Genomic DNA, 26,358 nt, shown 5'->3' with positions numbered 1-26,358 from the left:
ATCAAGTATTCATTTAAATGAAAAAAGAGCACATCATTTGTGCTCTTTCCAAGCAATATTACTTTTCTAAAATATCTTCTAACAACTTCACTTGCTCGCTAACAGTTTGTAACGTCTTCACTGACGTATCATTTCGATGTTTTTCTTCTTCCACACTCGCTAGCACTTCTTCTGTAGCTGTAGAAGTTTGCTGAATTACGTTAGAAGCATGCGTAACATCCTTTACGATATTCGTCGTTTTAACTTGGAAACTTTCTTGATGAACAACAACCTCTCGCATTACTTCATTAATCGCATCAATAAACTTCCCTAAATCCGTTACATTTGTTAAAACGCTTGCTAACATTTCGTTACACTCTTCTTGTACTCTTTCTGACTTCTCTACCTGCACTTCTACCTTACTTGCTTGATTACTAAACTCCTTCAAAATCCCTTGAATTCTTCCCGCAGAACGATTTGATTCTTCAGCAAGCTTTAACACTTCACTCGCTACAATAGCAAAACCTTTTCCATGCTCACCTGCCCTGGCAGCTTCAATATTTGCATTTAAAGCTAGCAAACTCGTCTGACTTGAAATATTCGTTATTACATCTACAATTTCATTAATTTGTTTCGATTGCATCATTAAATCTCTAAATATAATTCCAGACTGTGAAACAACATCATTTAAACTTCTCATGTTAGCTTCAAAATTTCTTAAAGTATTTACGCTGCCCTTTGAAATTTCTAAACTTTCATCCACACGAGCCGATGCAGTTCTTACTTGAGAGATAATTTGTTCAATATTTCCCTCCATATCATTCAATACTTCTACCGAACGATACATCATCTCTGATTGTGATTGCGTACCAACTGCTACCTCTTCAAAGGCAAAATTAATTTCACTCATCGATTCCATCGACGTGTTCATATTTTGTCTTAAATGATTGAAATTACTATCTAGTTTCAAAACTGTTTCACCAATAAGCCTTTGCGTCTCTTCTAGCTCCTGAGCTTTTCTCATTACTTCTTGCTTCTCATCACTTAAACGAAGGAGCAGATTAGAACCGATTTTCGTGACACCCCACATAGCGATTGTTACAATCGCTAACAAACTTGCGAAATTAGCAGCTTCAGACGAGGCTGTATAAGCAAAAAATTGCTCCGGCCAATAGCTACAAAGGATAAATGTGATCACAACAGCTACCCCGCCAAGAATTAAAATGAGGCGCTCACTTAAGTAAATAAGTGAAACAGCTAATGTAAAATAGACCATTTGAAATACAGCCGGGCTTTCATTAAAAGCTTGTACCATAATGTAAGACATTGTAAGCAACATAAATGTCATGATATATTTATACGCTGATTCCATACTTTTTATAAAAGTAAAAAGCGTTCCAAATACAACGACAGAAATACCACAAATCCAAAACGCTATTGCTCTCTCTGTAAAAATATATCCATAATACCCAATCGCGATTATCCCAAGGAAGAAACTAAAAATCGTTATAAACAGTAATAAATGATTTTTCTGTGATTCTTTCTCAAGGTTAGAAAAACAAGTCCTCTTTAACCACTCCATATGAAGCCCCACCTTCTACTTATACATATCAATTACTTCAGTTTAAATACCGCACTCACTGGGTTATGATCGCTATTTTCAAACTTTAAATCTTTCCCTTGTACATTTACAATCTCTACATTCGGTGAAACGATAAAGCCATCAATAATAGTGACGAAATTTTCACCTTCTACATATTTCTTTACATCATCTCTCACAGTCATAACAGACGGATCTACAGCCCACTTAAAGCCACCGTCCGTAAAGTCCTTCGGTAACTCTACTAACCACTCAGGACGCTCTTTCACGAACTTCGGATCACTTAATTGAGCGTTTGAAACTAATTGATTCCAATCTCCGCCCATTATTACGTAATCGCCATTTTCATACTGCTTGTTCATATATTCTTTTAAATACTCTACTTGCTGTTTTCTAATTTTCCCGCCTTCATCATAAGCAGACAAATGTAAATTTACGAGTCTAACATGTTTCCCATTATTAACAGGTATTTTATGTTCCACAATTGCCCGATCTAAATCAAACAAACGCTTTGGCCACGGCTCCATTCCAGGAAGCTGGAACCTCTTCGCTTCTTGAACAGTGTATTTAGAAAACGTACTTAATCCAGCCTCCGCATATCCCATTGGATTTGTTATTGGCACCGGAACCCATTTCGTATCGTAGTTCTTGCCAAATGACGAAACATAATCAGGTAATCCTTTTTTCAAAAATTCATGTTCATTTACATCAAATGAACGAAGTGACTTTATATCAACTTCTTGTAATAGCGCAAAATCACTATTTTCATTTTGTAAAAACGAAAGCATATTCTTTAAATTAGTTTCTGTTTGCTCTTTACTACTTGAACCAGATCCCTTTCCCCCATCCATAAAGAAATCTTGCTCCTTATCTAACCCTGCATATCCAATATTAAATGTTGTAACTTTAAATTCATTTCCAGTCGCTAATACGCGCTCCTTATTATTCTCCACCTTCAAGCTTGTAACATCAGCAGGCTGTTCTTTAGTAAGTGTCATATACGCTAGAAATCCTCCTACAATGCCCGCTACTACTAAAACACATATAAATACGATTTTAAAAAATTTCTTCAAATAAATGACTCCTTTTCACGCGAATTTATTTTTCTTTATTTTCAGTCAAATAAAGAAAACGACACACATAAGAAACATTTTATCATAATTAAAACCGTATATCACTATATTTAGTTGATAAGTAATCGATCCTGTTTTAATTACTTAAAAAACCTTCAGACATCAAAAAAAGAAAAGTTACACCCACCTCCTCACTGGAAATTAAACGGTATATTTAGTACACTATATGTAATAATCATAGGCGATGGAGTTCGCCATAAACGCTGCTTAGCTAATGACTCCTACCAGTATACATACTGGTAGGAGTCTATTTTTTTGAGCAAGCTATTTAAAGAGGTGAGAAAATTGATTTATATTATCGTCGGCATTGCCGGTATATTAGGAGCTCTTTCTCGTTATTATTTAGGTCTTAATATCACCACATTTTGGCATCATTCATTTCCATTAGCAACATTAGTCATTAACTTAATCGGTTGCTTCTTCTTAGCGTGGCTAACTACTTATATCGCTCGACTAAACATCTTACCTTCAGAGGTTATCACAGGCATCGGGACTGGATTCATCGGTTCCTTTACGACTTTTTCAACATTTAGTGTAGAAACTGTGCAATTGATCAATCATTCTGAGTGGAGCATAGCCTTCTTATATGTATCATGTAGCATACTTGGTGGCCTCATTATGTCTGGCCTTGGCTATACACTTGGAGATTTCTTAATTAAGAAATCTCTTACGGAAGGTGATTACTCATGATAGAAGCCTTATTAGTCGCAACAGGAGGATTTTTCGGTGCGATTACACGATTTGCAATTAGCAATTGGTTTAAGAAAAGAAATAAAACACAATTTCCAATTGCTACATTCCTTATTAATATAACAGGGGCATTTTTACTCGGATATATAATTGGCAACGGAGTTACTACAGGCTGGCAACTATTATTAGGTACTGGATTTATGGGCGCATTCACGACATTTTCTACGTTTAAATTAGAAGCTGTTCAGCTTCTCGATCTTAAAAAACTGTACATCTTCCTTTTATATTTAAGTGCTACTTACATAATTGGTATCCTCTTCGCATTCCTTGGGATGAAGCTGGGTGGAATATAAAAAAGCGACTCTATTGAGTCGCTTTCTTTCATAAGAAATATGTCCCGCCATATGGAATGGAAAATAAACCAGCTGGATGTACATCGTAATGTACAATTTGCATCGGAAGTTGTGAATACGGCATATACTGACTTTGCATCATTTGTGCAGCTTGTGCTTGCTGCTGCATGTGAATAGCCTGATACACAGCATGAATTGTTCCCTGTGCTCCTGCCCAAGTAATAGCCGACCCTACTTGTCTTCCATTATAAAAATGATAGTTCATCATGATTCATCTCACTTATTCTTTTTCTTCCATATGGTATGTTGCTATTTCATAGTGAGTGCTTTGGCCCCTATTGGTAGCACCTATCTATTGCTCTTTTTCAGTTTTGAAGTAATAAATCCAAATAATAATACACCAATACCACTAAGGAACAATACATAACTTATCGGTACTAGGAAAAAGAAAGGTTCTTCAAGGAATCCATCCGCTCCTACTTTACTGTTTGAAGCATGTATAGTTAAAGAAATAATCGCTAAAATCATTAAAGAAATAGCTACTACGTATTTATTTTTCATTTCACATTCTCCTCTACTCATGTAATTCTCCTTAAATTATTAACATCATATTACCTAAAATAACATTAACAGTCAATAATTTTTTATCGTTAAACAATAAAGAATTATTGAATAGACTAATAACAAAAAGGTTTGCGAAGCATCTTAAATCACTTCGCAAACCTTCTAAATTATAAATATTTACACTTCAAATCTCTTGCTTAATACAATGTACATTGCGCAAAATAGCACGAATATCCCAGCATAAATTAACAAAATCTCTACACTAAACATATCCGACAATGGACCAAATATTATCATTCCTAAAGGAAGCGCGCATGAATTCGCAATTTGTACAAGGCTGAACATCCGTCCGTGCATCGATGGTTCTACTTTCTCCTGCAATAACACAGTAACTGGTGTATTGAAGCACGGCATTGTTATACCAATTAAAAAATTAAATACTAAATACATAATAAATATCGGTGCTATTCCGAGTCCAATCATAAGCAGTCCATATAATGCACAAGCTAGCGCTGTTGTATACATACGATTACGAAAGCCACCCCACGCCGCAATCAATACACCACCAGCTGCCGCACCCGCACTAAAGGTCATCTCACTAGCAGTAAGTCTCCACATTTCGGCCCCGAAAGAACGAGTTACCATTAAAGGTGTTAAAAAAGCAGCTGGACTTATTAAAATCATGACGATAATTAATAAAACGATTAGCCTTTTAATAAATACATTTTCTTTTAAATAAGAGAACCCTTCTTTAATTCCTTGTAAATTAGATTTTTGCTTACTCTCTACATTCACATGTCCTTCCACCTGAATGATAAACATAATACTAATTCCAATCATAGCCGTAATAACATCAATAAAAAGTGTTGTTTCAATGCTGGCAATAGAAAGAATCGTCGCACTTGCTGCTGGAGAAAGAAACATAATTAAAGATGTAATACTGCTATTTATTCCATTTACTTTCATAAGATACTCTTTCGGAACAATTTGCGGAATTAATGCATTTACAGCTGGCGTTTGTACTCCTGTTCCAGCTGAACGAATGAGTAACACAATAAAAAGTAACCAAATACTTTTATATCCTGTTAAAAATAAAATTGCTAAAACTAACGTCGCAATCGCTATAATCCCATCCGATAACATAATCATCTTTTTACGGTCATAACGATCAATCCAAACACCTGCAAACAAAGATATCGCAATTTGTGGTAGGAAACCGCAAACAGTTGAAATAGTCAACATCACTCCTGATGATGTTGTAAGGGTGATATACCATATAATCGCGTATTGCACGAGAGAGGAACCGAACAACGAAATAGTTTGAGCGGTCAAAAATAATATAATTTTCGTTTTCCAATTGTTTTCACTCATATGTTTCACACCCCCTTAACTAATCCTGTCTCTATATCAAAGATGCTATCTGCCCAATCAAGATAAAAACTCGCTTCGTGAGATACGAGTATAATGCTGCCCTTAAACTGAATTAGCGCCTTTTGCAAAGCTTCCTTCGCTTCTGCATCTAAATGATTTGTCGGCTCATCTAAAATTAAGAAGTTACAAGGTGATAGTAATAATCCGCACAGTTTCACCTTCGATTGTTCACCACCACTTAACGTACGAATTTCTTGCGAGACGTGCGTATCCTTCACACCACACGCAGCTAAATGATGGCGTATTTCCTTCATATTCAGTTTAGGAAACTGCCCTGAAATAATTTGAAGCGGCGTTAAAGAATCATTGCTCCAATTTAAATCTTGCTCATAATATCCAATCTTTAGTTGCTCTGAAAAGTGAAACTCTCCAGAAATACTAGCAATATTTCCAACGATTGTTTTTAATAAAGTAGATTTCCCTACTCCATTGAAACCTGTAATAACAAGTTTTTGCCCACCCATTACTGAAAAATTCAACTTTGGTAAGAGAGCGAAGTCGTAACCAACTTCAAGGTTATTTACTTCAAAAACTGTCTGAACTGAAATGGGAAGTCCCTGAAAATGAATAGACGGTTTATGAGTAAAACTTGGTGGCGCAATTCTTTCCATACGCTCCAATTGTTTTCGACGACCTTGCGCTATTTTTGAATTCACCCCAGCAATATTTCTACGAATATACTCTTCCGTTTTTTCAATTTTCTTTTGCTGTGCATAATATTGGCGAATGTAATCTTTTCGCAAATGCTCCTTCTGCCTTACAAAATCTGAGTATTTACCGTAATACTTCTTAACTGTTCCGAACTCTACATCACATATGCAAGAAGTTACTTTTTCCAGAAAATCAAAATCATGTGACACTACAATAAACGCTCCTTCGAACTTCATTAAATAGTTAGCAAGCCACTCCACATGCTCCTTATCAAGAAAATTCGTCGGTTCATCTAGTAATAAAATATTAGGCTCTTCTAATAAGAGCTTCGCTAAAATTACCTTTGCACGCTGCCCTCCGCTTAATTCACCAATAACACGATCCATCCCAATTGCATCAATACCTAAACCGGCTGCCACCTTATTCGTAATACTGTCTACTGAATAAAAATCACGAGCCTCAAGCTGCTCTTGCATTTCAGCCGCTTTTAGTAGTTGATTCTCATCTCCAGTCATTGCACTTTCTTCATATAACTTGTTCATTCTCTTTTCCATTTCATACAAATCATAAAAAGCTCTCTTTAAATATTGTGAAATGGTATAACCCTCATCAATGTCAGCGTATTGATCAAGATGCCCAATTTGAATATTAGGTTGCCACTTTATGTCTCCCTTATCAGAAATAATTTCCCCCACCAATATTTTCATTAATGTGCTTTTTCCTGCACCATTCTGTCCAACAATCCCCATATGCTCCCCTTTATGCAAATCAAAAGAAGCATTCTCGTATAATACTTTATCTATAAAACTATGTGATAAACTTTCAACTTTAAGTAAACTCATTTTTATTCCTCTTTTCCTGAAATTAAAAAAAGCAGAGAGATAGCGTCATTCGACACTAGCCCTCTGCTTCGTGGTTTTTCCTATACTACTCCAATTTACGGTAAAGACTCATCGGAATAATATACACAAAGGGCCATAGACAAAGCATTGTCTATGGCCCCTTAATCTATTTTATACACCAGCTGAAAAACCATAACGAAATAAGCATAGATAAACTATACTTTTTTAGAAAAGTTATTCAGCCGATGAATATAGGGGATTTATACCCCTTGATTAAGCTCCGTACAACGCTTCACCGTATACATTTGTGCGGAGCAAAGTTTTCTAATGAGTTTTACAAATTTTATATAAAGCATGTTCTGCACCTTCCTTAATACTTAAAAGGGATTTTAGCATACGGTTTTACGAAGCGTCAACATTACTTCCAAATCTTTCAACTACTTGTTTTCAAAATATTGCTTCTGAAACATACACATTCTTATCGCATTATGATAGTTACCATCAACGAAAAACTCATCGATAAGTTCACCTTCTACAATAAATCCAACCTTTTTATAAACATGTACTGCTTTTTCATTTTCCTTATCCACAACTAAATATATCTTATGCATATTTAATACAGCGAAAGCATAATCCATTGCTAAACGCGTCGCCTCTACTGCATAACCATATCCTTGATAATTCGGATCAATAATAATTTGGAATTCTGTTCTACGATGAATATAATCGATTTCTACTAACTCAACTAATCCAACCATTTCATTGTCTTTCTCAACGATAAATCGGCGTTCGCTTTGATCATGTATATGTTTATCGTATAAGTCTTGTAGCTCCACAAATGCCTCATATGGCTCTTCAAACCAATACGACATAATATGCGCATTATTATTCAGTTCGTGTACGAACTTTAAATCTTCTCGTTCCAATGGACGTAACTTCAATTCCTGATTCATTCCTATAACCTCCAAGTAAAAGAAACCTCTTCACTTAATTTCTCAATTTTTTTCGATTTCAAACGCCCTAATTTCATTGTAAACTTTCAAGCAACTTGAAGGTCAAGATGTAAAAAAGTAGTGCAAACTTACGTCTGCACTACTACTCTTTTCTCAAATCTCTCATATTCGATATGTATAAAGCAATAACTAAAACAAGAATTGCTCCTGCGTATAATAACGTCTCCATCGGTTCCTCATGAGACACAATAATTAATCGAATTAAAGCCGTAATTCCGATATAAATAAAATAGCGTAACGGGAAATGATAATTCGATTTAAAATACTTAATAATTAATGCAATGAACTCGAAGTATAAGAAATAGACGATGATACTTTCAACCAATTTATAAGACGTATACTCTTTTGACGAAAAAATATACTGCACAAACGTGATCGTCTCATTCACTAAGAAAATCGATAACACAATGGATAATATAATTAAAGCTATATTTAATATCCATTGCAAAACACTAGCTATAACATGATCGATATTAAATGACTTCATATTCTCTTTAGACTCCCCTTCGTATAAGTACTTATTTATTATAGCAAAATTACGATTGGAAAGAAGTTAAATCATATATTCGTCCTTTGTTGTTTCCAGTGTAGGTGATGTTCATTGTTTGGAGGAGTCTTTTAACCGCAGAACTAGATTCCATATTAAGAAATTCCCTCAATTCGCTATTAGTAGTTATCATATTAAACAGAAGTGTGTAATCTTGTACAGCACGTAAATGAGCATGTTTAGACATACTATTGCAGTTTGAACAACGCCATCCCTGCTTTTCTTTTAACATTGCCATTGTAAAACATTCCTCGCACTGTACCCCCTTTAGCAACTCCTCTTTTTTAATTTTATATTGTGCAAGAACATTTTGTCGTTGTGGAATGTGCTCATTCATAATCTGGCCTATAAGTCCATTTATATTATCAATCACTTTTCCTTTATATTGATTTTTAATCTGTTTTATTCTATTAGGTAAATTTGCACTGTGGATAATTTTACTAGACAGTATTTCATCTGAAGTTTTAATAATTGTACGAGGGGAACTAATTACAACGAGGGATTCAATCGGAATATTATGTAAATCATGTAGATTCAGCCATTTTCTCAGTTGCATCTCTTGCCGTTTCAGTTGTAAAAGCGGATCTGGGAATCCTTCTTCGGTAGTACCATCTGCTATTCGAATAAGCTGATTGAACTTTGCATCAAAAATTAATGTACCAATAATATTTTTTATTTCAAGAAAAAGAAGAAAATAAGATGAAACTATGAGAGTATCAATTTGGAAATAATGTTTTTGATCAAATAACCTAATATCATGTAAAATATGGTATTCTGCTTCGGATAGAAAACTCAGCGGATACTCGATCGCCTGCTCTCCTTTATAGCCGGCCATAAATTTCGCTAGACTTTCAACCACCACATTCCTTTTTGGATGATGAGCAGGCAATCTTCTAAGTAAAGCTTCTAATTGGAGCAAATATACGGGCATTTTCCGCTCTTTCACAATCACTTTTATCCCCCTCCAAAATATATCAGCGATTTTTCAAATATATCAGCGCAACTCCAAATATATCGGCGATTTTCGAAATATATCGGCGCAACTCCAAATATATCAGCGATTTTCGAAATATATCGACTTACCGACAAAAACCGACACAACATACACACATAAAATCTTATACACAGTATAACATCACAGCAAAAATCACACTGTAAGCATAATGTTAATATCCCATTTTGATTCTGTTCTTTTCAAAATGGGATATTAACATTCTACATATAAAAAAGACCATTTTGTTAAATCAAAGATGATCATCCTCTTTCACTATCACTTCACCATTCGGATATTTATGCTTAATATAATCGCTTCCCCAATCACAAAGTACTTTTAAGCCTTGTTTTAATGATTGTCCCTGTTCTGTAAGGGAGTATTCAACTTTCGGTGGCACTTGATTGTATACTTTTCTAGATACGAGTCCATCCTTTTCAAGCTCTTTCAATTGCTCCGTAAGCATTTTTTGTGTAATACCAGTGACCAATCGTTTTAATTCACCGTTTCTTGTCGGTCCGCTTGTTAAATGATATAAAATGTGGGATTTCCACTTACCCCCGATCACATCTAAAACGACTTCAATTCTATTGTTATACTCTTTTTTCATACCGAACTCCTTCTATATTTTAATAGGCACTTTCTCGTGCCTATGTCACGAGATGGTGTCTATATCACGGAAAAGTGCGTACTTTTCATAGTACCTGTACTATACCATAATGATGCATGTAAGCAACTTATAACAGAACATCAACTTAGTGGGGGTATTTTAAAATAAAAAAAGAAAATCGTACTGCAAATTTTTATGATGTGATTCGTGAGCGTCGTTCCGTTCGCTCCTATGATCCATCCGTTACAATCTCTGATGAAGAAATTAAAGAACTTTTAGAAGAAGCAATGTTAGCACCAAGCAGTTCAAACTTAAACCCATGGCGTTTCATGGTAATTACAGATCAAGATTTAAAAGAGAAGCTTCACCCAATCGCTTTAAATCAACCACAAGTGTTAGAAGCATCCGCTATGATCGTAATTTTAAGCGAAAATAATGCCCACGAATTCGAACATATCAATAAAGTGAATGAACGTGCAGTAGCTGCTGGATTCATGACAGAAGAAATTAAAACTAGACTGAACAACAGCATTCGTGAGTTTTATGCACCTGTAAGTGACCAAGGAAAAAGAGAATGGCAAATGCTTGATGGTGGTTTGTTAGCTATGCAATTGATGCTTGCTGCAAAAGCAAGAGGATATGATACAGTTCCAATGCTTGGCTATAAGGTTGTAGAATTCCGCCAAGCATTTAACGTTCCAGAAAACTTAACTGATGTTTTAATGATTGCATTAGGCAAAGCAAAAGAGCCAGGATTCCCATCAGTTCGATTAACTGTAGATGAAGTAACTTCTTGGAATGGCGATTTTTAATCACCGGTTTCATCGTACTTTTGAAATGAAAGTACGATGAAATCTATTAGTTAAACTATGATCAACTACTTGCACAAAAGAAAGGCGGAGAAAACAATGCTTGAAGTTTTAAACCGAATTAATGAACTAGCTAACAAACAAAAAGAAGCAGGTTTAACAAAAACAGAATTACATGAGCGTAAAGCATTACGCGAGGAGTACCTTCAAATTATCCGTGGTCAAATCAACACCACTGTTACAGGATTAAAGATATTAGATCCTTTAGGAAATGACGTGACGCCTGAAAAATTAAAAGAACAACAAAAGCTAGCACTAAACACAGATAACAACGCATGAAAATACCAAGATTTTTTGTTACTTATTGATTCGTCTAAGTAAACATGCGATTAGATGAATCATTAAGTTAACATCCATTTTTATTTCTAAATAAAAAATCCCACAAACAAATTATCCCCGTCTTTGCTTTGTATCTTATAGCTTTTTCACACTGAAACTATATCCGTTAAAATCGTTTCATAACGTTATTACTTCCGCATAGCTACAATTTATATAATAACGGTACAGTACAAATAACGTACTGAATCACTAAGTATGGGGGAATAACGATGAACGAAGCGTTACTATTAGTAGACATACAAAATGATTACTTTGAAGGCGGCAATATGGAATTACATCAACCTGAAAAAGCCGCACAAAAAGCGAAAGAAGTTTTGAAAGTATTTCGCGAAAAACATAAAACAGTTATTCACGTACAACATATCGCGAACAATGAAGGAGCTACTTTCTTCTTACCTGATACAGTAGGTGTTCAAATTCATGATGATGTACAACCGATTGTTAACGAAAGAGTCCTACAAAAACATCACCCCAACAGTTTTTTAAGAACAAATTTATTAGAAACATTAAAGACAGAGAAAATAGACCGACTAGTCATTTGCGGTATGATGACTCATGTATGTATTGATGCAACAGTGCGCGCTGCCAGTGACTTCGGATTTCAATGTATTGTAATTGAAGATGCTTGTACAACAAAAGATTTAGAATTTCAAGGAAATCTAATCCCTGCAGTACACGCTCATCAATCGTTCATGAGTGCATTAGAGTTTGGTGATATTTATGCAACAGTCATGTCAGCAAACTGTTTTATAACCAAAAGCAAATAAAGAATTACAGTTCCATATGAAAAAAGAAAGGATAAGTATCTTATTCTTTCTTTTTTTCCATCGTCTTAATGACAGTATTTATACGATAATCACCATAATGTAAAACATCTGCAAGAGTCTCTTCTAATTGCTGATGCGAAGATGTGTGAAGAGTCATGACATAGCAACCATCGCCGCTTATACGATACATTTCAGTAATTACGTCCGTTTTTTCAAAAAAATTTTGAATTTGATTATGATAATGCGGTGCATGCAAAAATAGTGTAACAAAGGTTATAATAGATCCTTCTAGCTTAGCCCTGTCAATATTTATCGTATATTTTTGAATGACACCTGCCTCTTCTAATTTATTAATTCGCTTCCCAACAGCCTGACCAGTCAAATGTACTATCTCCCCCAATTTCCTTCCAGTTCATTCTAGCGTTTCCTTGTAGTAATTGTATAATCTTAAAATCTGTTGAATCAAACATGGGTATCCCCTTCCTATACGAAACGAATTCTATAAAATCTTCATTTCTCCTACAGTTTTTCTCAAAAGTTTTGCACTACAATCGATTAGCTCTATTAGCAATTACATTATTGTTAGTGGCTTTCCTTCTTCTTTACAATGTATTTTTTGGATTACTCGTAGGCACTACAGCAAGCTAGCAATTTTTTATAAATATGAACAAATTTTAGGAATTAGTTTATCTTTTTTTAATGTTTTATTTAGAGGCAGTTTATAGTCGGGTATTAACATAAGAAACGTAGCAACTAAGTTCATATATGACGCACTGCTACTATAATCGCTAACCGTACTACTTGAAATCATAAAATAAGGAGACGATAAAACATGAACAAAAAAGCAAAAGCACTATCATCCGTATTGCTCGGATTCACATTAGCATTAACAGGGTGTGCTGGTACTAAAGCTGAAGAAAATCATGGGAAACAAAAACAAGAACAAGTTGCTAAAGAAACAAAAAAGGAAAATAAATTAACTAAAGGGCAAAAAATGGCTAATATTCTTAGCGAGACAAATTGGCAAGGTACACGAGTGTATGACAAAGATAAGAATGACTTAACAAAAGAGAATGCAAATTTCATTGGTCTTGCAAAATATGATGCGAAGTCAGGCAGATATGAATTTTTTGATGCTAAAACAGGTGCAAGTCGTGGCGATAAAGGAACTTTCTTTGTCACAAATGATGGGAAGAAGAGAATATTAATTTCAGAATCAATGAAGTATCAAGCTGTCGTTGACATGACAAAACTAAACAAAAATGTATTTACTTATAAACGAATGGGGAAAGACGCTAACGGTAAAGATGTAGAAGTTTTCGTTGAACATGTCCCATATAAAGAAAAAGAACTTTCTTTCACTGATCCGGACAAGCAGCTGAACACGACTACAGGAGATATTGTTAAAAACGTTGATGGAGATAAAATTCTAGGCGATACCCTTTGGCATGGAACAAAGGTATTAGATGAAGCTGGTAATGATGTAACACAGTTTAATTCGAATTTTATAAGCCTAGCAAAATTTGATGACAAATCTAATAAATATGAGTTCTTCAATAGCGAAACAGGTCAAAGCCGCGGTGATTATGGCTACTTCGATGTTGTACACGAAAATAAAATAAGAGCCCATGTTTCCATTGGAAATAATAAATACGGTGCTGCTCTTGAGCTTACTGAACTAAATAAGAATAAATTTACGTATAAAAGAACTGGTAAAGACCAAGCTGGTAAGGATATAACTATATTCGTTGAACATGAACCTTATAAAGGTGATATGAAACCACAATTTAGCTTTTAAAAACGTTTGATTAAAGATCCTGTACTGAGTTGCAGGATCTTTCTTATTAAGCAAGAGAACGAAAAGACGAAAAACATGTAGCTTTTCGTCTTCACAATATTCCCTGATGATTTACAAAACCTAAAAACATACCGATACAAAATAAATCCAATTAGAATTAAGGGAAGAGTTAAGCCACCCCAAGCTGGTTTATTAGCAAACGCCCTTATTTTAAAATTAATCCTTGCTAAAGACATGATAACAATACCCGCTATTGATAAAATTGTAGTTACATAAGTCATTTATAACAATACTCCTCTTCTATATTGATTTTATATCTCTGCAAACCATCTGCATAAGTGTTATAGTCCAATATTCATACATGCCATTACAATTGTAGCAATCCAGCTTTGTGCCACATCATTTGTAAAATTCATTCTTCACTCCTAAAAAAAGACAGAACCAGACGGTTCGGTCTTTTTTTGTTTTATAATAATCTCTTTTATTTTTGCTACAATACCTTTTTCTTATAAATCTTACGCTAACACAGCTTTTAATTAACTTATCCTGAAATATTATGAATTTGCGTTCAACTTATCTAAAATACTTTTATCTATTTTCGCTTGATTCACTTTAGCTATTTTAGAAACAATCCCACGGCGCTCTTCCCAATCAATCAAATAATATTGATTTTTTTCCAATTTATTTTGCATGGAAATTTTCAGTTCTCTTTCTTCCCCTTTTTTATCGTACACCTTCTCATCATAAACATGATACGTAAGAACTTCTCCATTACTCAATTTTTCGTTTTCTACTGTAGAATCGGTCGTTACTTTTACATAATATTGTTTAGTCGAATAGTATCCATTCCCTGACTTCATATAGTAGAAAGCACCTCCTACTATAGCTAATAACACAAAAATTCTCATGATCCATTTCATATGATAATACCTAACCTTTCTATTCTACTTGTAAGATTTATACCCGTTAAAATATAAATCTTCCTTACCTTAAGTATGCTTTAACCATAAAGATGGTACAATTCAGTTTCCTTACACCCACATTACATTTTTGTAATTCTATCATTTTACAAAAGTTTCTTAAGTTGGCCGCAAACAAAAGAACATAAACTGTTTTAAGTTTTATTCCTCCAATTGCCACACTTTTAGCAACACTTGTTCAAGTAATAGGAATTACATTATTAATCAGCCCTCACCAATCAGGCCGCCCGGCAAATAGCGGGATAAAATTTGTGACCAAGTAAAAAAGCGCCCTACTTATAGGGCGCTTTTTTTATACTTAATGACTAATACTAGCTGTTGGGTATAATGTTGTTCCTCCAATTGAAACTTTTATTTCATTTGTTAATGGAACATTTTGTTCATTAATAATTGTTCTCCACCATTCCCATGCAAGACCTGTACATTCTCTTGCTACAATTTTTATATTTTTTGAGTTCGGTGGAAGAGGGATAACTGTAGAGTAATGAGCCGTTTTGTCTTTTCCGCTACCATCCCACGTTTTATGTGTTAGTACTTCGTTACCCTTTTGGTCAAATGTGAATTCATCCCAAGATACATCAAATTGAGCAACGTAAGCACCGTAATGATCAAGTGTCATTTTAGCACTTGAATATTCTGTAGTTGTCGTCTCAATATAATCTGTATTGTTATGAACAGCAGCAGTTGCATTATCTTTTAAGAAAGTACTTGTATATGAAATCGGGTATGCTGGATTTTTAAGACTTAATTCAGCATTATCTTTAATGATATTTCGGATTTCATTGAAATCTTTAGTAACAACCTTGTTATGCTCTTTCGCATCTCCACCTAATACTACAGCAGTAAAGGTACTTTCTTCAAAAATATCTTTATACTGTCCACTTGTTTCAACGCTGTTATTCTTAAGTAAGGCTTTAAAAGCAGCTTGTACATCTTTGCTCTTAGATGTTGTTTCTAATTTTACATAAATCGTTCTACCATAAGCTACATTTGAAACCATAACAGGTGGAGCCGAATTACTTACGCCTTTTCGAGTTAACTCGTCAAAAGTAACACTATTATCAAAAAGGTCAGATGGATTATTAGGTAGTTCAGCACTTACCGTATAAAATATTTGCTTATATGCGGCAACCATCACTTTTTTCTCTCCATTTGCAACCGCATTAAAATCAATGTTTAAACTGTTATCAAGATATTTAGCGTTAACATTAAGAGCACTTGCGATTTGTGATTTACTATAAACCATAGATTCCGTATACTGCATTCTTGCAGGTAACGTATGTGTTGTGGAATACTTTTCATTCCAAGTAGATACTAAATCGTCTACTGCTCCAGCTACATTACCATATGTCGGATTTTGGACAGTGATTGTATTTTCTTTTCTCATGCCCGGTAAGTCTATACTAATATTCAAAGGCTTTCTCTTAGCCACTAATAAACTTGGTTGATTGTCTGCAAAAGCTTTATTTGCAAGTTGTACAGCTCCTGGATACGTACGATTCACTACAGAATCAATAATTGAAATATCGACTGGTGACGTTGTAAGTGATTTTTTCTCGCGTTCCACTACTACAAATTTACCATTTGAATTGATACTTTCTTTCGGAACAAAACTCTCTACTTTATCACCATTTACAGCTAAAACCTCTTGATTATTATATTTAAGATTTGCTATACCAGTATCAATGCCACTAGCATTTTTGGTTACATCAGTTGCATTACTTGCTTGTGTTTCTGCGAAGGAAATAGATGAATAATTAATAGTGCATAGACTAACTAATAAACATGCAAGGAACTTTCTTCTCTTAGTGTTTTTCTTAATATTCAGAAAAATCACCCCGTTCTTTTTTTAGTAAAATATGATAATGATTGATAAATGATAGCTAACTAATACACTTACATAAATGCTTTTAAAAGTTCTTGAATTAACGGGATTACGCCACCTACAAATTTTAATACTGCCATTGCGATTTCCATATTATTTCCTCCTTTTTATTGCTACGAAAATATGATTTATCTTTATGCCCTCATTATAGTGACCCCTTACACTTTTATCAATACACTCTGATATGCAATATTACATATAAAAAAAACAAGCTGAATTCTTTTGAAAAATTATACAGAGATATTTTTTCCGTTTGGTACATACTTGAAAAGGTGAAGCGTTCTTTTTCATTTTATGAGTAATCACATAAAAAAAGCTGCTGCCTATAAAATATAGACAGCAACTTCAACTAGAATGTCTTGCATAATCTACGCAAGACATTTTATAACTAATACACTGCGATCGGCCCATAAGGACCATTAATAATTTCTATTTTTGTTTCAAAAATATCTGTCAAAAGTGTTGGGTCCATAACCTCTTCTACTGTTCCGAAAGCAGCAATTTGTCCATCTTTCATAGTACAAATTTTATCCGAGTATTTAGCTGCAAAATTTATGTCATGCATAACAGTCAAAATTGTTCGTCCAAATTCATTAGCTGCACGTCTCAAATGCTCCATCATTTGAACAGAACGAGCAACATCAAGGTTGTTCAAAGGTTCGTCCAAAAGTACATATTCCGTCTCTTGGCACAATACCATCGCTACATATGCCCTTTGTCTTTGACCACCAGAAAGCTCATCTAAATATCTATTCTCTAAACTAGTTAAATCTAAGAAATCGATATATTTAGAGATGATAGCCTCATCTTCTTTAGTCAATCTTCCCTTTGAATAAGGAAAGCGCCCAAATCCAACTAGTTGTCTCACAGTAAGCCTAGTTACAAAATGATTTTCTTGTCGCAATATAGTCAAAACTTTTGCTAAGTCTTTTGATTTAGATTCAGAAACATCCATATTTGCTACCTGAATTTGGCCTTCATCCATATCTAAAAGTCTGCCAATCATTAAAAGTGTCGTTGACTTTCCAGCACCATTTGGTCCAATTAAAGAAGTAAAGCCCGCTTTTGGTATTTCAATATCCAAAGGTCCTATTTTCACCTTATCAGTATAGAACTTTTTAACATTATCAATTTTTATCATAAAGCCCTCTTCCTTAAAACTATAGTTAAGAATATGATTCCACCAAATAATTCAATAATAACTGAAACTACACCTTGAGCATGGAATACATGATACATTAAAAAGTATGCACTCGTCATTATCAAAAATCCTATAGCAAAAGCCATTGGAAAAATATATCTATGATCATACGTTGATGCTGCCTGATAACTCAAAGTTGCTACTAAAAAGCCGTAGAAAGTAAGTGGCCCAATTAGAGCTGTTGAAATGGACATCAAAATAGCAACTAATACAAGCGTATAAATTACACTAGGTTGGTATTTAACTCCAAAAGAAGTAGCAACATCCTTTCCTAGTGACAAAACATTTAAATTCTTAGAATGAGCAAAAATTAATACTGCTATAATTATGATCATAGGAATTACAATAGGAAAATATGCAGGATCTGCATGATTAACAGAACCAAATAATCTTGCTTGTAAGATATCAAATTCTGAAGGCGCAAGTAGTTTTCTCATGAAAGTTGACACAGAATTTAGCCCGGTACCAATAATAATTCCAACTAAAAGCATAAGTTGTAAATTCCCGTATTTACCGGAAAGTAACCATCCATAAAGTATCAAACTCATGAAGACCATAACAACAACTTGGAATAAAAATGATCCAATTCCATTAAAATTTATTAACGCACTAGCACCAAAGAAGAATACTGTACTCGTTTGAATTGCTGAATAAAGTGATTCGAAACCTAAAAGTGAAGGAGTAATAATTTTATTATTCGTAATAGATTGGAAAGCAACTGTCGACAAGCTATGGCAAACCGCAGCAATAATCATTGCAACAATAGCTACTATCCTTCTCTTAACGACTGGGATAAAAGAAGGTGAATCTATCGGAACTGGATTGTTATAAACTAAAAGTCCATATGAAGAAAGAAGACCTAAAGCAATCAATGTTATCAGTAAAATCCAATAACGTCTTGCTTCCTTCTTAGACCGAAAAGCGCTAGCTGATCTACTTTCATTATGAAGGCTAGAATCGATTTCGACATTTTCTTTTTTTCTATATTCTAATGTGATCATCGTAGCCTCCTTGGTTTTCTTTGTCTCAATAAAATAGTAATAAACACGACTGCTCCCACTGTTGCAAGTATTAAAGAAACAGGTAATTCAAAAGGCTGTATAATTGTTCGAGAAATGATGTCACAGGCAGTTATTGATCCCATTCCGATCACACAAACCCAAGGTAAATTACTCCTAAGATCATCACCTCTAAACATTGAAACGATATTTGGCACAATTAATCCTAAGAAAGGTAAGTGTCCAATAACAGCTGCAACAATTCCAACTGCAACAGAGATAAGAGCAGTCCCAAAAAGAACAATTCTATTGTAATTAACTCCAAGACTTGTTGCGACATCTTCTCCTAGTCCAGCTAAAGTCAATCTATTAGCATACATAAAAATAAGAAAAGTAATGATAACAATCAGCCATAAATATTCATATCTTCCCACCTGAATGTTAGCAAATGAACCTACAAACCAAGTTTCAATACTTTGCGTCTTTTGAAAAAGGAGTCCTAAAAAAGTAGACACTGCAGAAATTACTGCTCCAAGCATCAATCCAATAATCGGAACAATTAAAGACGAACGAAGCTTAACTCTTCTTAAAAATAGAAAGAAAATCATAGTTCCTATAAAAGAAAAAATGATTGCACCAGTCATTCTTTGAACTAAAGTCGGGGCAGGAAATAATAAATACACAAAAAGCAGGCCTAAGCCTGACCATTCAATAGTCCCCGTTGTAGTAGGTTCAACAAAGCGATTCTGTGTAATGAGTTGCATTACGAGCCCTGCCATCGCCATCGCAGCTCCAGTAAGCATTAATGCAGCTGTTCTCGGAACACGAGTTATGAAAAACATCTCTGTCCCGTCCTCTTGTCCACGTATATCATAAACTCCAGTAAACAGTGATATAATCCCTAAAATTATAACAACTATAATCGCTATTATAAAAGGTTTTGTCCATAATTTATTGTGATTATAAAACTGGGGTTGAGAAATATTCTCAACCCTAGAAATTATATTTTTTGACACTGTTTCGTACTCCTTTACACTACTTAGCTAAAGTTTTTGCCACATTTCCAAATAACTCTATATAAGTTTGAATTGATTCATTTGTGTAAGTATCTTCTGGTGCATAAATAACTTGTTTTTTAGAAACAGCAGTTGTGTTTTGAAGAGCAGGTGATTTAGAAATAACATCCTTAGCAGGTGTTGACTTAGCTGCATCAGATGTTGCAGCATCACGATCTAATACGAAAATCCAATCAGGATTTGTTTGTGCAATAGCTTCAACAGAAACGTCATCACCTTTATGACCTGCAGTAGAATTTGAAACTTCTAACGCTGGAGTCCAACCGAAAATTTCATACATTGGTCCCCAAACGCGACCAGAATGTGGAGCAGCAAAACCAATATTACCACCAGTAACGATAACACTCATAACTTTATCTTTTCCGTTATAAGCAGATTTTGCTTTTTCAATAGATTTATCAAAATCAGCTACTAATTGTTTAGCTTCTTTATCTTTATTAAAGATTTTTCCTAAAGTAACTGTAGAATCTTTAAGTCCTTTTACTAAGTTTTCGCCAGGCTTAGTAGCTTTCTCAGAGACATCAAAATTAAGATCAATAACTGCTGCATTTGGTACTAATTTTTTGATTTCTTCGTAATGGTCAGCAAATCTTTGACCAACGATTACAAGGTCAGGGTTTGCCGCTGCAATAATTTCAAGATTTGGTTCACGGTGATTCCCAATATTTTGAACTTTTTCATCCTTTTTATATGCTGAATCAGCAGGCATGATATCCTTTGGAGCAGCCGCTAATTTAATTCCCCAATCAGATAAAGTTTCAAAAGTTCTGTTATCCAAAGCAACTACATTCTTTGGGTTTACAGGGACTTTAACAGTTCCATGAGCATCAGTGATTTCAACCGTTTTTGGCTTATCACTACCATTATCTTTATTATTAGCCTTCGAAGTTTCTTTACTTGAATCTGAGCAAGCTACTAACATTAAAGTGAAAACTGCTAGCATACTCACTAATTTTAAAAGCATAGATTTTTTCATATGTATACTCCTTATAGTGTGATTTATTTCGAAAATGATGACATCCATAGATTGAATTAGAAAGTAACTTTTATTCAATTGAATCGCTATTGATAATCATTTTCATTTGAACATCCTGTTAATTAGTATAGTCATTAATTCTGTGAAAATCTTGTGAATGGTGTGAATTCATAAAATCAGGCATAAAAAGTAATATGTGGAGTCAGGCACCTTTATTCTTCAGAGCGTGTCGATTTTTTTCGAGTAGACACTTTCATTAGATCCGGTCTCAACTAATGCGCACTAGAATCGTCCCCTCCACACTACCCAAAAGATGAGCACCTTATAAACCATAATTTCCCCTGCAAAAAATGCTCATTAATAGCTAATGTTTTCATAATCCATTGCCTGATAGAAATATTCTTTTTACATCTTTTAAGACTTCACAGAAACTATTTGATTATCACATTTAATAAAAAAACGAGTAAAACTGAATGAAATAGTTTTACTCATTTTTTTATTATCTTATTTTTATCAGTCAATCATCGAATAGCCTCTGCCATGTATCGTTTGAATATATCTTTCTTTCTTCTCGCACTTTAACTTTTTTCTTACATACCCAATATATAAATCTACTACATTTGGATTTACTACTACGTTATATCCCCAAACCTGATTCAAAAGCATTTCACGGCTCAATATTGTATTTTTATTCTTGATTAAAAATACAAGTAAATCGTACTCGCGCTTAGTAAGCGAGAGATTTTCGCCACCTTTTTTCACAATATTACTAGATGCATCAACAAAGAGATCTTTAAACTGATAAAAGTTTGTCTCATTTTGCTGAATACAGCCACTTCTCCTTAAAATCGCTTGAACTCTTGCTACTAATTCTTCTTTCACAAATGGTTTTCTTATATAATCATCTGCTCCTGCTTGTAATCCTGCTATGCAATCCTTGCTAGAAATATTATCGGTCACAATAATGATTGGTGTCTTTTTAACAAGCCGTATTTGTCTGCAAATTTCTGGTCCCGATATACTTAATGAATCCCAATCTAATATGATAATATCCCAGTCTTGTTCATATATTATATTTAAACCTTCGTTTTCATTGTGAAGTTTTAAAATGAAATAGCCTTCTTGCGTTAGACCGCTTACGATTTTCTTTGCTGAAGACCGTTCATTTTTAATCACCAACACCTGCTTCACCGATGGTTCACCTCTACTTCAATATAACTTATTTAGATAAAAAATTATCCCCAAAAAACAATTTAAGATTTATAAATTTAAAATTCCTAAATAATCCATGAAAACAGCTTATTAGGAGAACTCTATATAATCTTACAATAGGTATGGATAAAAACACAAAACATATTAATATTCGAATAAAACGAAAACTCAATGAAGTCTTATCAACCAGGTTTTGACGGGATAAACTTGTAATCATTAAGGGATACGCATTAAGGATAGAAGTGAAAGAAGTGAAGAATTAGAAGCATTCTATTTTTAAAATCCTAACTTTTCCACAAATAAAAGAAGCATAAACTTGCCGTGAATGTTACAACAAAACAAATAAAAATACCTATTATTAGCATGTGGCATTTAATCTTACTATTTTATTCATTAAAGCTTTTATACAACAAGTTCAATAACTTTAACAAAGGAGTTTTAGTATATTGGCTTAATGGTAAAAGTGTTTGTAATGATATCCTTTGCTTTTAGAGGTACCGTCAGGAAAATGCGGATTTACAACACTAAGCCCATTTTCCTGACGATTCCTCCGCTTTCAACAACGTTAAGAAAATTTTATATGAAAGAAAGTTTTGTTCTTTTAACCAAAAACGGTCGTTTATGGTTAGATGAACTACTCACAGCTATTTATGTGATGCCATTTTTTAGATGTAATCAAAGATAGTACAGTTGCATCATGAATTTGCCAAATTCCTTGTGTCTGTTGTCCCATATGGAAGGATCTCGTATATTTTTGCAGCAAGTGCCTGGGGAGATTCCTTTGCCCCTCTTTTAATCCAATCGTTAACAATATTATAGATACCGCCTGCTAAAAACAGGATTTGCATTCTGCTTATGTCATGATTGCGCGTAATATCCGCTTGAAAGACCTTTTCCATTGTGTAATTCAAATAATCAAGCATCATACTAGATATATTTGCATCAATTAACTTTCCTGACGGCTTCTGTGCAGACACAAAGCCCTCTATAATATATTCAATAATTAGCTGCATACTTTCATAAGGATCCAAACTATCAACCTCTTTCAAAAATTGTTGAACAATTTCATCCACTGATACTTGTACGACGTCGTAAACGTTGCGGTAGTATTTGTAGAATGTGACTCTGGCAACTCCAGCCTTTTTGCAAATAGCTGTTACGGTTATATCTTGCAGTTTATGTTCATGCAACAGTGCGCTCAATGCCTCCATAATGTATTTCTGAGAGTGTATACTGTCTTCTCTTGACTTCCTCAAAACTAACACATCCCTTCATTCTGTTCGTTTTAAGTGCAAATTATCACATAGTGCTTGAAAGATGAAAATTCACTGTTATACTTACACATGTAAGTACAATTGTTAGTGTATAAAAGGCCATCATTGCTGTCAATGTGTACCATTTTCTTTGTTTCCTACTGGCAATTTCCCGCCATTTTGCAAGCTATAAATAGGGTGAGATATACTGATACAATTTACAATATAAATTTTAAAATCCTTTTATATGAATAATACGAGATTTTGTCGTTTGTACGTTTCTAAATTACAACGTAAGAACAAGACAAATTTCCAACGAAAGTAGGGTGAGATTTAATTGGCAAAATATCTTTATAAGTTAGGACATTGGGCAGTAAATCATAGGAAAAAGGTTATATTTAGTGCACTCGCAATTCTTATTGCATTTGTACTTATTGGAGTCAACATGGGTTCCTCTTTCAATGATGAAATGAGCATTCCGAATACACCGGCAGATAAAGCAGGAAAAGTAATTAAAAAAGAGTTTAAAGCGATGCAACCAGCAGGTGCACAAGTAAAAGTAGTATTTCAAGCACCAAAAAACGGAACCTTGGAGTCAGCGGAAGTACAACAGAAAATTGCAGAAGTTCTAAGTGAGATAAAAAAAGATTCAGCTGTTGATTCTGTGGCAGCACCGATGCAACTGCAGAACCTTAGTGAAAATAAGAAAATCGGATATGCAGTTGTTACGTACAAAGTGGAAGCGGAAAAGGTCACAGAAGCTTCTAAGGATAAGATTTTAGATAGTATTGAAACAACAAGGGATGCCGGCATTCAAACGGAGCTATCAGGAGGCGATATTAAGTTTTCCGACTCAGAGACTTCAGGTATGACTGAAATTGTTGGAGTACTTGTTGCCTTCGTAGTCCTGACATTTACTTTTGTGTCTCTTCTAGCAGCTGGACTTCCGATTCTCACTGCGATAATCGGATTAGCGATTGGAATGCTAGGAATCATGATTGGAACCAATTATGTGGAAATCCAATCTGTTTCCTTAACATTAGCTGCCATGCTGGGACTCGCAGTAGGCATTGACTATGCGCTTTTCATTATCAATCGCTTTAGACAGCAGCTCGCACAAGGAGATTCTGTTCCAGAATCTATTGCCATTGCAACGGGAACAGCGGGAAGTGCCGTAATCTTTGCAGGATTGACTGTTATTATTGGTCTTTTGGGACTGTCTGTTACAAAGATTCCATTCCTAATAGCGATGGGCGTATCCGCTGCTTTCACTGTATTCATAGCTGTGGTGGTTTCCGTCGTCATATTACCGGCCATATTAGGAATTATCGGCCATAAGATTGCCCCAACTAAACAAAATCGATTCTTGGAAAAGATGACTGGGGCAGGTAAGAAACGCACTGGTTCAAATAAATGGGGGGAATTTGTCGTAAGACGTCCTCTGGTTGTTTCGATTTTCGCAATCGGACTACTTGCAGTGATTACGATTCCATTTTTCCATATGAACCTTGGGCTGCTTTCTGATGGAACATCAAAGTCCACAGAAACGACAGAACGAAGAGCATATGATTTATTGACCGAAGCATATGGAGAAGGAATTCATGCCTCTTTAGCGGTAGTGGCAAAAGCTGAGGAAGCAACAGCTGAAACGCAAAATACTATGAACACCGTTGCAAAAGAATTGGGTAACTTATCTGACGTGAAAAGTGTGACACCAGCTATCCCTGGTCCTTCTGGAAAGATTTATATGATTTCCATCACACCAAAAACAGGACCTGACGATACAAAGACGAAGGATTTGGTAAATACGATTCGGGACAGATCAAACCAGACCGAGAAAAAAAATGGAATTGAACTAATGGTAACGGGCACAGCAGCGATGAATATTGATATTGTGCAAAAGCTGAGTGATGCCTTGCCAGTTTTCGCTGCTCTTATTGTGGGACTCGCATATGTACTCTTAGTTCTAGTGTTTAGATCTCTACTCATTCCATTAAAAGCAGTATTAGGGTTTCTACTGTCTCTTGGTGCTACGTTGGGAGCCGTGGTATTTTTCGTGCAGGATGGGCATTTCCAAAATTTATTTGGTTTCCCAGCTGCCAGTCCAATCTTAGCTTTCTTGCCTGTTATTCTGATTGGCATCCTGTTCGGACTTGCCATGGACTATGAGGTGTTTCTAGTAAGCAAGATGCGGGAAGTATATACACATACAGGCGACCCGAAGAGAGCTATTTTAGAAGGAATGCGAGAGAGCGGTAAAGTCGTAGTCTCAGCAGGATTAATTATGATGTCTGTATTTATTGGATTCATGTTGGCACCTGATAGCATCATTAAATCCATAGGCATGGCTCTTACATTCGGTGTTTTCTTCGACGCATTCATCGTGAGAATGACAATCGTACCTGCGGTCATGGCTCTCATGGGTAAGTCGGCCTGGTACTTGCCAAAATGGCTGGATAAAATTTTACCTAACATTGATGTTGAAGGCGAAAGCATTATACATCACATGGAAAACAAAAGTGAAAAGATATATAAACAGAACAGTTAAAGTTAATTCATAGTTATATTCATAAAAAAAATCGCTTTCTTATAAAAGAGAA

General features: G+C 34.8%; 25 protein-coding genes, 2 pseudogenes and 1 riboswitch. Of the genes and pseudogenes, 7 read left to right on the top strand and 20 right to left on the bottom strand.

Annotation, left to right across the window (positions count from 1 at the left end; genetic code table 11):
• Positions 1-58: 58 nt before the first annotated feature.
• Both ACODS7_RS05330 and ACODS7_RS05325 read right to left on the bottom strand, forming a co-directional pair.
• On the bottom strand, positions 59-1,561 hold the full coding sequence (locus ACODS7_RS05330; protein WP_029443560.1) for a DUF4077 domain-containing protein: 1,503 nt from the start codon (positions 1,559-1,561) through the stop codon (positions 59-61).
• 32 nt (positions 1,562-1,593) lie between these two features.
• Complete coding sequence (locus ACODS7_RS05325) at positions 1,594-2,652, bottom strand: endonuclease/exonuclease/phosphatase family protein (RefSeq protein WP_029443561.1); 1,059 nt, start codon at positions 2,650-2,652, stop codon at positions 1,594-1,596.
• 231 nt (positions 2,653-2,883) lie between these two features.
• Positions 2,884-2,943: riboswitch (Fluoride riboswitch) on the top strand.
• A 54-nt stretch (positions 2,944-2,997) separates the two neighbouring features.
• Between ACODS7_RS05325 and crcB (ACODS7_RS05320) the strand changes: the two genes are divergently transcribed.
• Together crcB (ACODS7_RS05320) and crcB (ACODS7_RS05315) are read left to right on the top strand one after the other, a co-directional pair.
• Positions 2,998-3,402 carry a fluoride efflux transporter CrcB gene (crcB, locus tag ACODS7_RS05320; protein ID WP_042969155.1) on the top strand — a complete coding sequence of 135 codons (405 nt, stop codon included), beginning with the start codon at positions 2,998-3,000 and terminating at the stop codon, positions 3,400-3,402.
• Positions 3,399-3,755: a fluoride efflux transporter CrcB gene (gene crcB, locus ACODS7_RS05315; protein ID WP_029443563.1), complete on the top strand. Its 357-nt coding sequence runs from the start codon at positions 3,399-3,401 to the stop codon at positions 3,753-3,755. Before crcB (ACODS7_RS05320) ends, crcB (ACODS7_RS05315) begins: the two co-directional genes overlap by 4 nt.
• Positions 3,756-3,783: 28 nt before the next feature.
• On the opposite strand, the gene ACODS7_RS05310 is transcribed toward crcB (ACODS7_RS05315), so the two are convergent.
• The 8 genes from ACODS7_RS05310 to ACODS7_RS05275 all read right to left on the bottom strand — a co-directional run bounded on the left by ACODS7_RS05310 (position 3,784) and on the right by ACODS7_RS05275 (position 10,404).
• Positions 3,784-4,023, bottom strand: a complete 240-nt coding sequence (locus ACODS7_RS05310; RefSeq protein WP_016079780.1) for a DUF3947 family protein — start codon at positions 4,021-4,023, stop codon at positions 3,784-3,786.
• Positions 4,024-4,103: 80 nt separating this feature from the next.
• On the bottom strand, positions 4,104-4,337 hold the full coding sequence (locus ACODS7_RS05305; RefSeq protein WP_042969156.1) for a DUF3955 domain-containing protein: 234 nt from the start codon (positions 4,335-4,337) through the stop codon (positions 4,104-4,106).
• A gap of 159 nt (positions 4,338-4,496) precedes the next feature.
• Complete coding sequence (locus ACODS7_RS05300; protein WP_043935788.1) at positions 4,497-5,690, bottom strand: MFS transporter; 1,194 nt, start codon at positions 5,688-5,690, stop codon at positions 4,497-4,499.
• A 5-nt stretch (positions 5,691-5,695) separates the two neighbouring features.
• Positions 5,696-7,243 (bottom strand): ABC-F family ATP-binding cassette domain-containing protein, encoded by a 1,548-nt coding sequence (locus ACODS7_RS05295; protein WP_050844684.1) that lies wholly within the window; start codon positions 7,241-7,243, stop codon positions 5,696-5,698.
• A gap of 437 nt (positions 7,244-7,680) precedes the next feature.
• Positions 7,681-8,196 (bottom strand): spermidine N1-acetyltransferase, encoded by a 516-nt coding sequence (gene speG, locus ACODS7_RS05290; RefSeq protein WP_001071094.1) that lies wholly within the window; start codon positions 8,194-8,196, stop codon positions 7,681-7,683.
• A 142-nt stretch (positions 8,197-8,338) separates the two neighbouring features.
• A complete protein-coding gene (psiE, locus tag ACODS7_RS05285) occupies positions 8,339-8,743 on the bottom strand; it encodes a phosphate-starvation-inducible protein PsiE (RefSeq protein WP_000834709.1) in 405 nt (134 codons plus the stop codon).
• Positions 8,744-8,792: 49 nt separating this feature from the next.
• Complete coding sequence (locus tag ACODS7_RS05280) at positions 8,793-9,755, bottom strand: nuclease-related domain-containing protein (protein WP_050844685.1); 963 nt, start codon at positions 9,753-9,755, stop codon at positions 8,793-8,795.
• Between the two features lie 292 nt (positions 9,756-10,047).
• Complete coding sequence (locus ACODS7_RS05275; RefSeq protein WP_050844686.1) at positions 10,048-10,404, bottom strand: winged helix-turn-helix transcriptional regulator; 357 nt, start codon at positions 10,402-10,404, stop codon at positions 10,048-10,050.
• Positions 10,405-10,568: 164 nt separating this feature from the next.
• On the opposite strand from ACODS7_RS05275, the gene ACODS7_RS05270 reads away from it, so the two are divergent.
• The 3 genes from ACODS7_RS05270 to ACODS7_RS05260 all read left to right on the top strand — a co-directional run bounded on the left by ACODS7_RS05270 (position 10,569) and on the right by ACODS7_RS05260 (position 12,379).
• Positions 10,569-11,216, top strand: a complete 648-nt coding sequence (locus ACODS7_RS05270) for a nitroreductase family protein (RefSeq protein ID WP_098629305.1) — start codon at positions 10,569-10,571, stop codon at positions 11,214-11,216.
• 96 nt (positions 11,217-11,312) lie between these two features.
• The gene (locus tag ACODS7_RS05265) at positions 11,313-11,552 is read left to right on the top strand and encodes a DUF896 domain-containing protein (protein WP_050844688.1); all 240 of its coding nucleotides are present in this window, start codon (positions 11,313-11,315) and stop codon (positions 11,550-11,552) included.
• Positions 11,553-11,821: 269 nt separating this feature from the next.
• A complete protein-coding gene (locus ACODS7_RS05260) occupies positions 11,822-12,379 on the top strand; it encodes a cysteine hydrolase family protein (RefSeq protein WP_029443569.1) in 558 nt (185 codons plus the stop codon).
• Between the two features lie 40 nt (positions 12,380-12,419).
• Here the strand turns inward: ACODS7_RS05260 and ACODS7_RS05255 are convergent.
• A pseudogene (locus tag ACODS7_RS05255) lies at positions 12,420-12,849 on the bottom strand (Lrp/AsnC family transcriptional regulator).
• 362 nt (positions 12,850-13,211) lie between these two features.
• Here ACODS7_RS05255 and ACODS7_RS05250 point away from each other — a divergent pair.
• Positions 13,212-14,177: a DUF4822 domain-containing protein gene (locus ACODS7_RS05250; protein ID WP_029443570.1), complete on the top strand. Its 966-nt coding sequence runs from the start codon at positions 13,212-13,214 to the stop codon at positions 14,175-14,177.
• A gap of 91 nt (positions 14,178-14,268) precedes the next feature.
• On the opposite strand, the pseudogene ACODS7_RS05245 reads toward ACODS7_RS05250, so the two are convergent.
• The 9 genes and pseudogenes from ACODS7_RS05245 to ACODS7_RS05205 all read right to left on the bottom strand — a co-directional run bounded on the left by ACODS7_RS05245 (position 14,269) and on the right by ACODS7_RS05205 (position 23,716).
• Positions 14,269-14,458 (bottom strand): annotated as a pseudogene (locus tag ACODS7_RS05245) (hypothetical protein).
• Positions 14,459-14,731: 273 nt separating this feature from the next.
• Positions 14,732-15,097, bottom strand: coding sequence for a YxeA family protein (locus ACODS7_RS05240; protein WP_043935792.1), 366 nt, complete (start codon positions 15,095-15,097; stop codon positions 14,732-14,734).
• Between the two features lie 358 nt (positions 15,098-15,455).
• Positions 15,456-16,994 carry an anthrolysin O/cereolysin O family cholesterol-dependent cytolysin Alo gene (alo, locus tag ACODS7_RS05235; RefSeq protein ID WP_000576728.1) on the bottom strand — a complete coding sequence of 513 codons (1,539 nt, stop codon included), beginning with the start codon at positions 16,992-16,994 and terminating at the stop codon, positions 15,456-15,458.
• Between the two features lie 436 nt (positions 16,995-17,430).
• On the bottom strand, positions 17,431-18,183 hold the full coding sequence (locus tag ACODS7_RS05230; RefSeq protein ID WP_243168281.1) for an iron ABC transporter ATP-binding protein: 753 nt from the start codon (positions 18,181-18,183) through the stop codon (positions 17,431-17,433).
• Complete coding sequence (locus tag ACODS7_RS05225) at positions 18,180-19,244, bottom strand: iron chelate uptake ABC transporter family permease subunit (RefSeq protein WP_016079769.1); 1,065 nt, start codon at positions 19,242-19,244, stop codon at positions 18,180-18,182. The genes ACODS7_RS05230 and ACODS7_RS05225 overlap by 4 nt, the downstream gene beginning before the upstream one ends.
• Positions 19,241-20,257 (bottom strand): ABC transporter permease, encoded by a 1,017-nt coding sequence (locus tag ACODS7_RS05220; protein WP_000041820.1) that lies wholly within the window; start codon positions 20,255-20,257, stop codon positions 19,241-19,243. The genes ACODS7_RS05225 and ACODS7_RS05220 overlap by 4 nt, the downstream gene beginning before the upstream one ends.
• Before the next feature lie 19 nt (positions 20,258-20,276).
• Positions 20,277-21,293, bottom strand: coding sequence for a siderophore ABC transporter substrate-binding protein (locus tag ACODS7_RS05215; protein WP_243168283.1), 1,017 nt, complete (start codon positions 21,291-21,293; stop codon positions 20,277-20,279).
• Positions 21,294-21,806: 513 nt separating this feature from the next.
• Entirely contained in the window at positions 21,807-22,484 is a 678-nt protein-coding gene (locus ACODS7_RS05210) for a response regulator transcription factor (RefSeq protein WP_088115596.1), read from the bottom strand.
• A 716-nt stretch (positions 22,485-23,200) separates the two neighbouring features.
• Positions 23,201-23,716 (bottom strand): TetR/AcrR family transcriptional regulator, encoded by a 516-nt coding sequence (locus tag ACODS7_RS05205; protein ID WP_043935894.1) that lies wholly within the window; start codon positions 23,714-23,716, stop codon positions 23,201-23,203.
• Positions 23,717-24,095: 379 nt separating this feature from the next.
• Here ACODS7_RS05205 and ACODS7_RS05200 point away from each other — a divergent pair, with 379 nt between their 5' ends.
• Positions 24,096-26,306, top strand: a complete 2,211-nt coding sequence (locus tag ACODS7_RS05200; RefSeq protein ID WP_155417073.1) for an MMPL family transporter — start codon at positions 24,096-24,098, stop codon at positions 26,304-26,306.
• Positions 26,307-26,358: the final 52 nt, after the last annotated feature.

The sequence above is a fragment of the Bacillus sp. FG16 genome, from assembly GCF_057809515.1.
The sequence above is the reverse complement of the archived record's forward strand: the minus strand, read 5'-3'. Positions and strand labels throughout refer to the sequence as shown.

What these genes read in the sequence shown, in the direction of transcription:
- ACODS7_RS05260 (WP_029443569.1), top strand. Translation starts at nt 11,822, where the DNA reads ATGAACGAAGCGTTACTATTAGTAGACATACAAAATGATTACTTTGAA.
- ACODS7_RS05305 (WP_042969156.1), bottom strand. Translation starts at nt 4,337, where the DNA reads ATGAGTAGAGGAGAATGTGAAATGAAAAATAAATACGTAGTAGCTATT.
- speG (WP_001071094.1), bottom strand. Translation starts at nt 8,196, where the DNA reads ATGAATCAGGAATTGAAGTTACGTCCATTGGAACGAGAAGATTTAAAG.
- ACODS7_RS05205 (WP_043935894.1), bottom strand. Translation starts at nt 23,716, where the DNA reads ATGGAGGCATTGAGCGCACTGTTGCATGAACATAAACTGCAAGATATA.
- ACODS7_RS05215 (WP_243168283.1), bottom strand. Translation starts at nt 21,293, where the DNA reads ATGAAAAAATCTATGCTTTTAAAATTAGTGAGTATGCTAGCAGTTTTC.
- ACODS7_RS05225 (WP_016079769.1), bottom strand. Translation starts at nt 19,244, where the DNA reads ATGATCACATTAGAATATAGAAAAAAAGAAAATGTCGAAATCGATTCT.
- ACODS7_RS05295 (WP_050844684.1), bottom strand. Translation starts at nt 7,243, where the DNA reads ATGAGTTTACTTAAAGTTGAAAGTTTATCACATAGTTTTATAGATAAA.
- ACODS7_RS05310 (WP_016079780.1), bottom strand. Translation starts at nt 4,023, where the DNA reads ATGATGAACTATCATTTTTATAATGGAAGACAAGTAGGGTCGGCTATT.
- ACODS7_RS05300 (WP_043935788.1), bottom strand. Translation starts at nt 5,690, where the DNA reads ATGAGTGAAAACAATTGGAAAACGAAAATTATATTATTTTTGACCGCT.
- ACODS7_RS05265 (WP_050844688.1), top strand. Translation starts at nt 11,313, where the DNA reads ATGCTTGAAGTTTTAAACCGAATTAATGAACTAGCTAACAAACAAAAA.
- ACODS7_RS05230 (WP_243168281.1), bottom strand. Translation starts at nt 18,183, where the DNA reads ATGATAAAAATTGATAATGTTAAAAAGTTCTATACTGATAAGGTGAAA.
- ACODS7_RS05250 (WP_029443570.1), top strand. Translation starts at nt 13,212, where the DNA reads ATGAACAAAAAAGCAAAAGCACTATCATCCGTATTGCTCGGATTCACA.
- ACODS7_RS05330 (WP_029443560.1), bottom strand. Translation starts at nt 1,561, where the DNA reads ATGGAGTGGTTAAAGAGGACTTGTTTTTCTAACCTTGAGAAAGAATCA.
- ACODS7_RS05275 (WP_050844686.1), bottom strand. Translation starts at nt 10,404, where the DNA reads ATGAAAAAAGAGTATAACAATAGAATTGAAGTCGTTTTAGATGTGATC.
- crcB (WP_029443563.1), top strand. Translation starts at nt 3,399, where the DNA reads ATGATAGAAGCCTTATTAGTCGCAACAGGAGGATTTTTCGGTGCGATT.
- psiE (WP_000834709.1), bottom strand. Translation starts at nt 8,743, where the DNA reads ATGAAGTCATTTAATATCGATCATGTTATAGCTAGTGTTTTGCAATGG.
- ACODS7_RS05240 (WP_043935792.1), bottom strand. Translation starts at nt 15,097, where the DNA reads ATGAAATGGATCATGAGAATTTTTGTGTTATTAGCTATAGTAGGAGGT.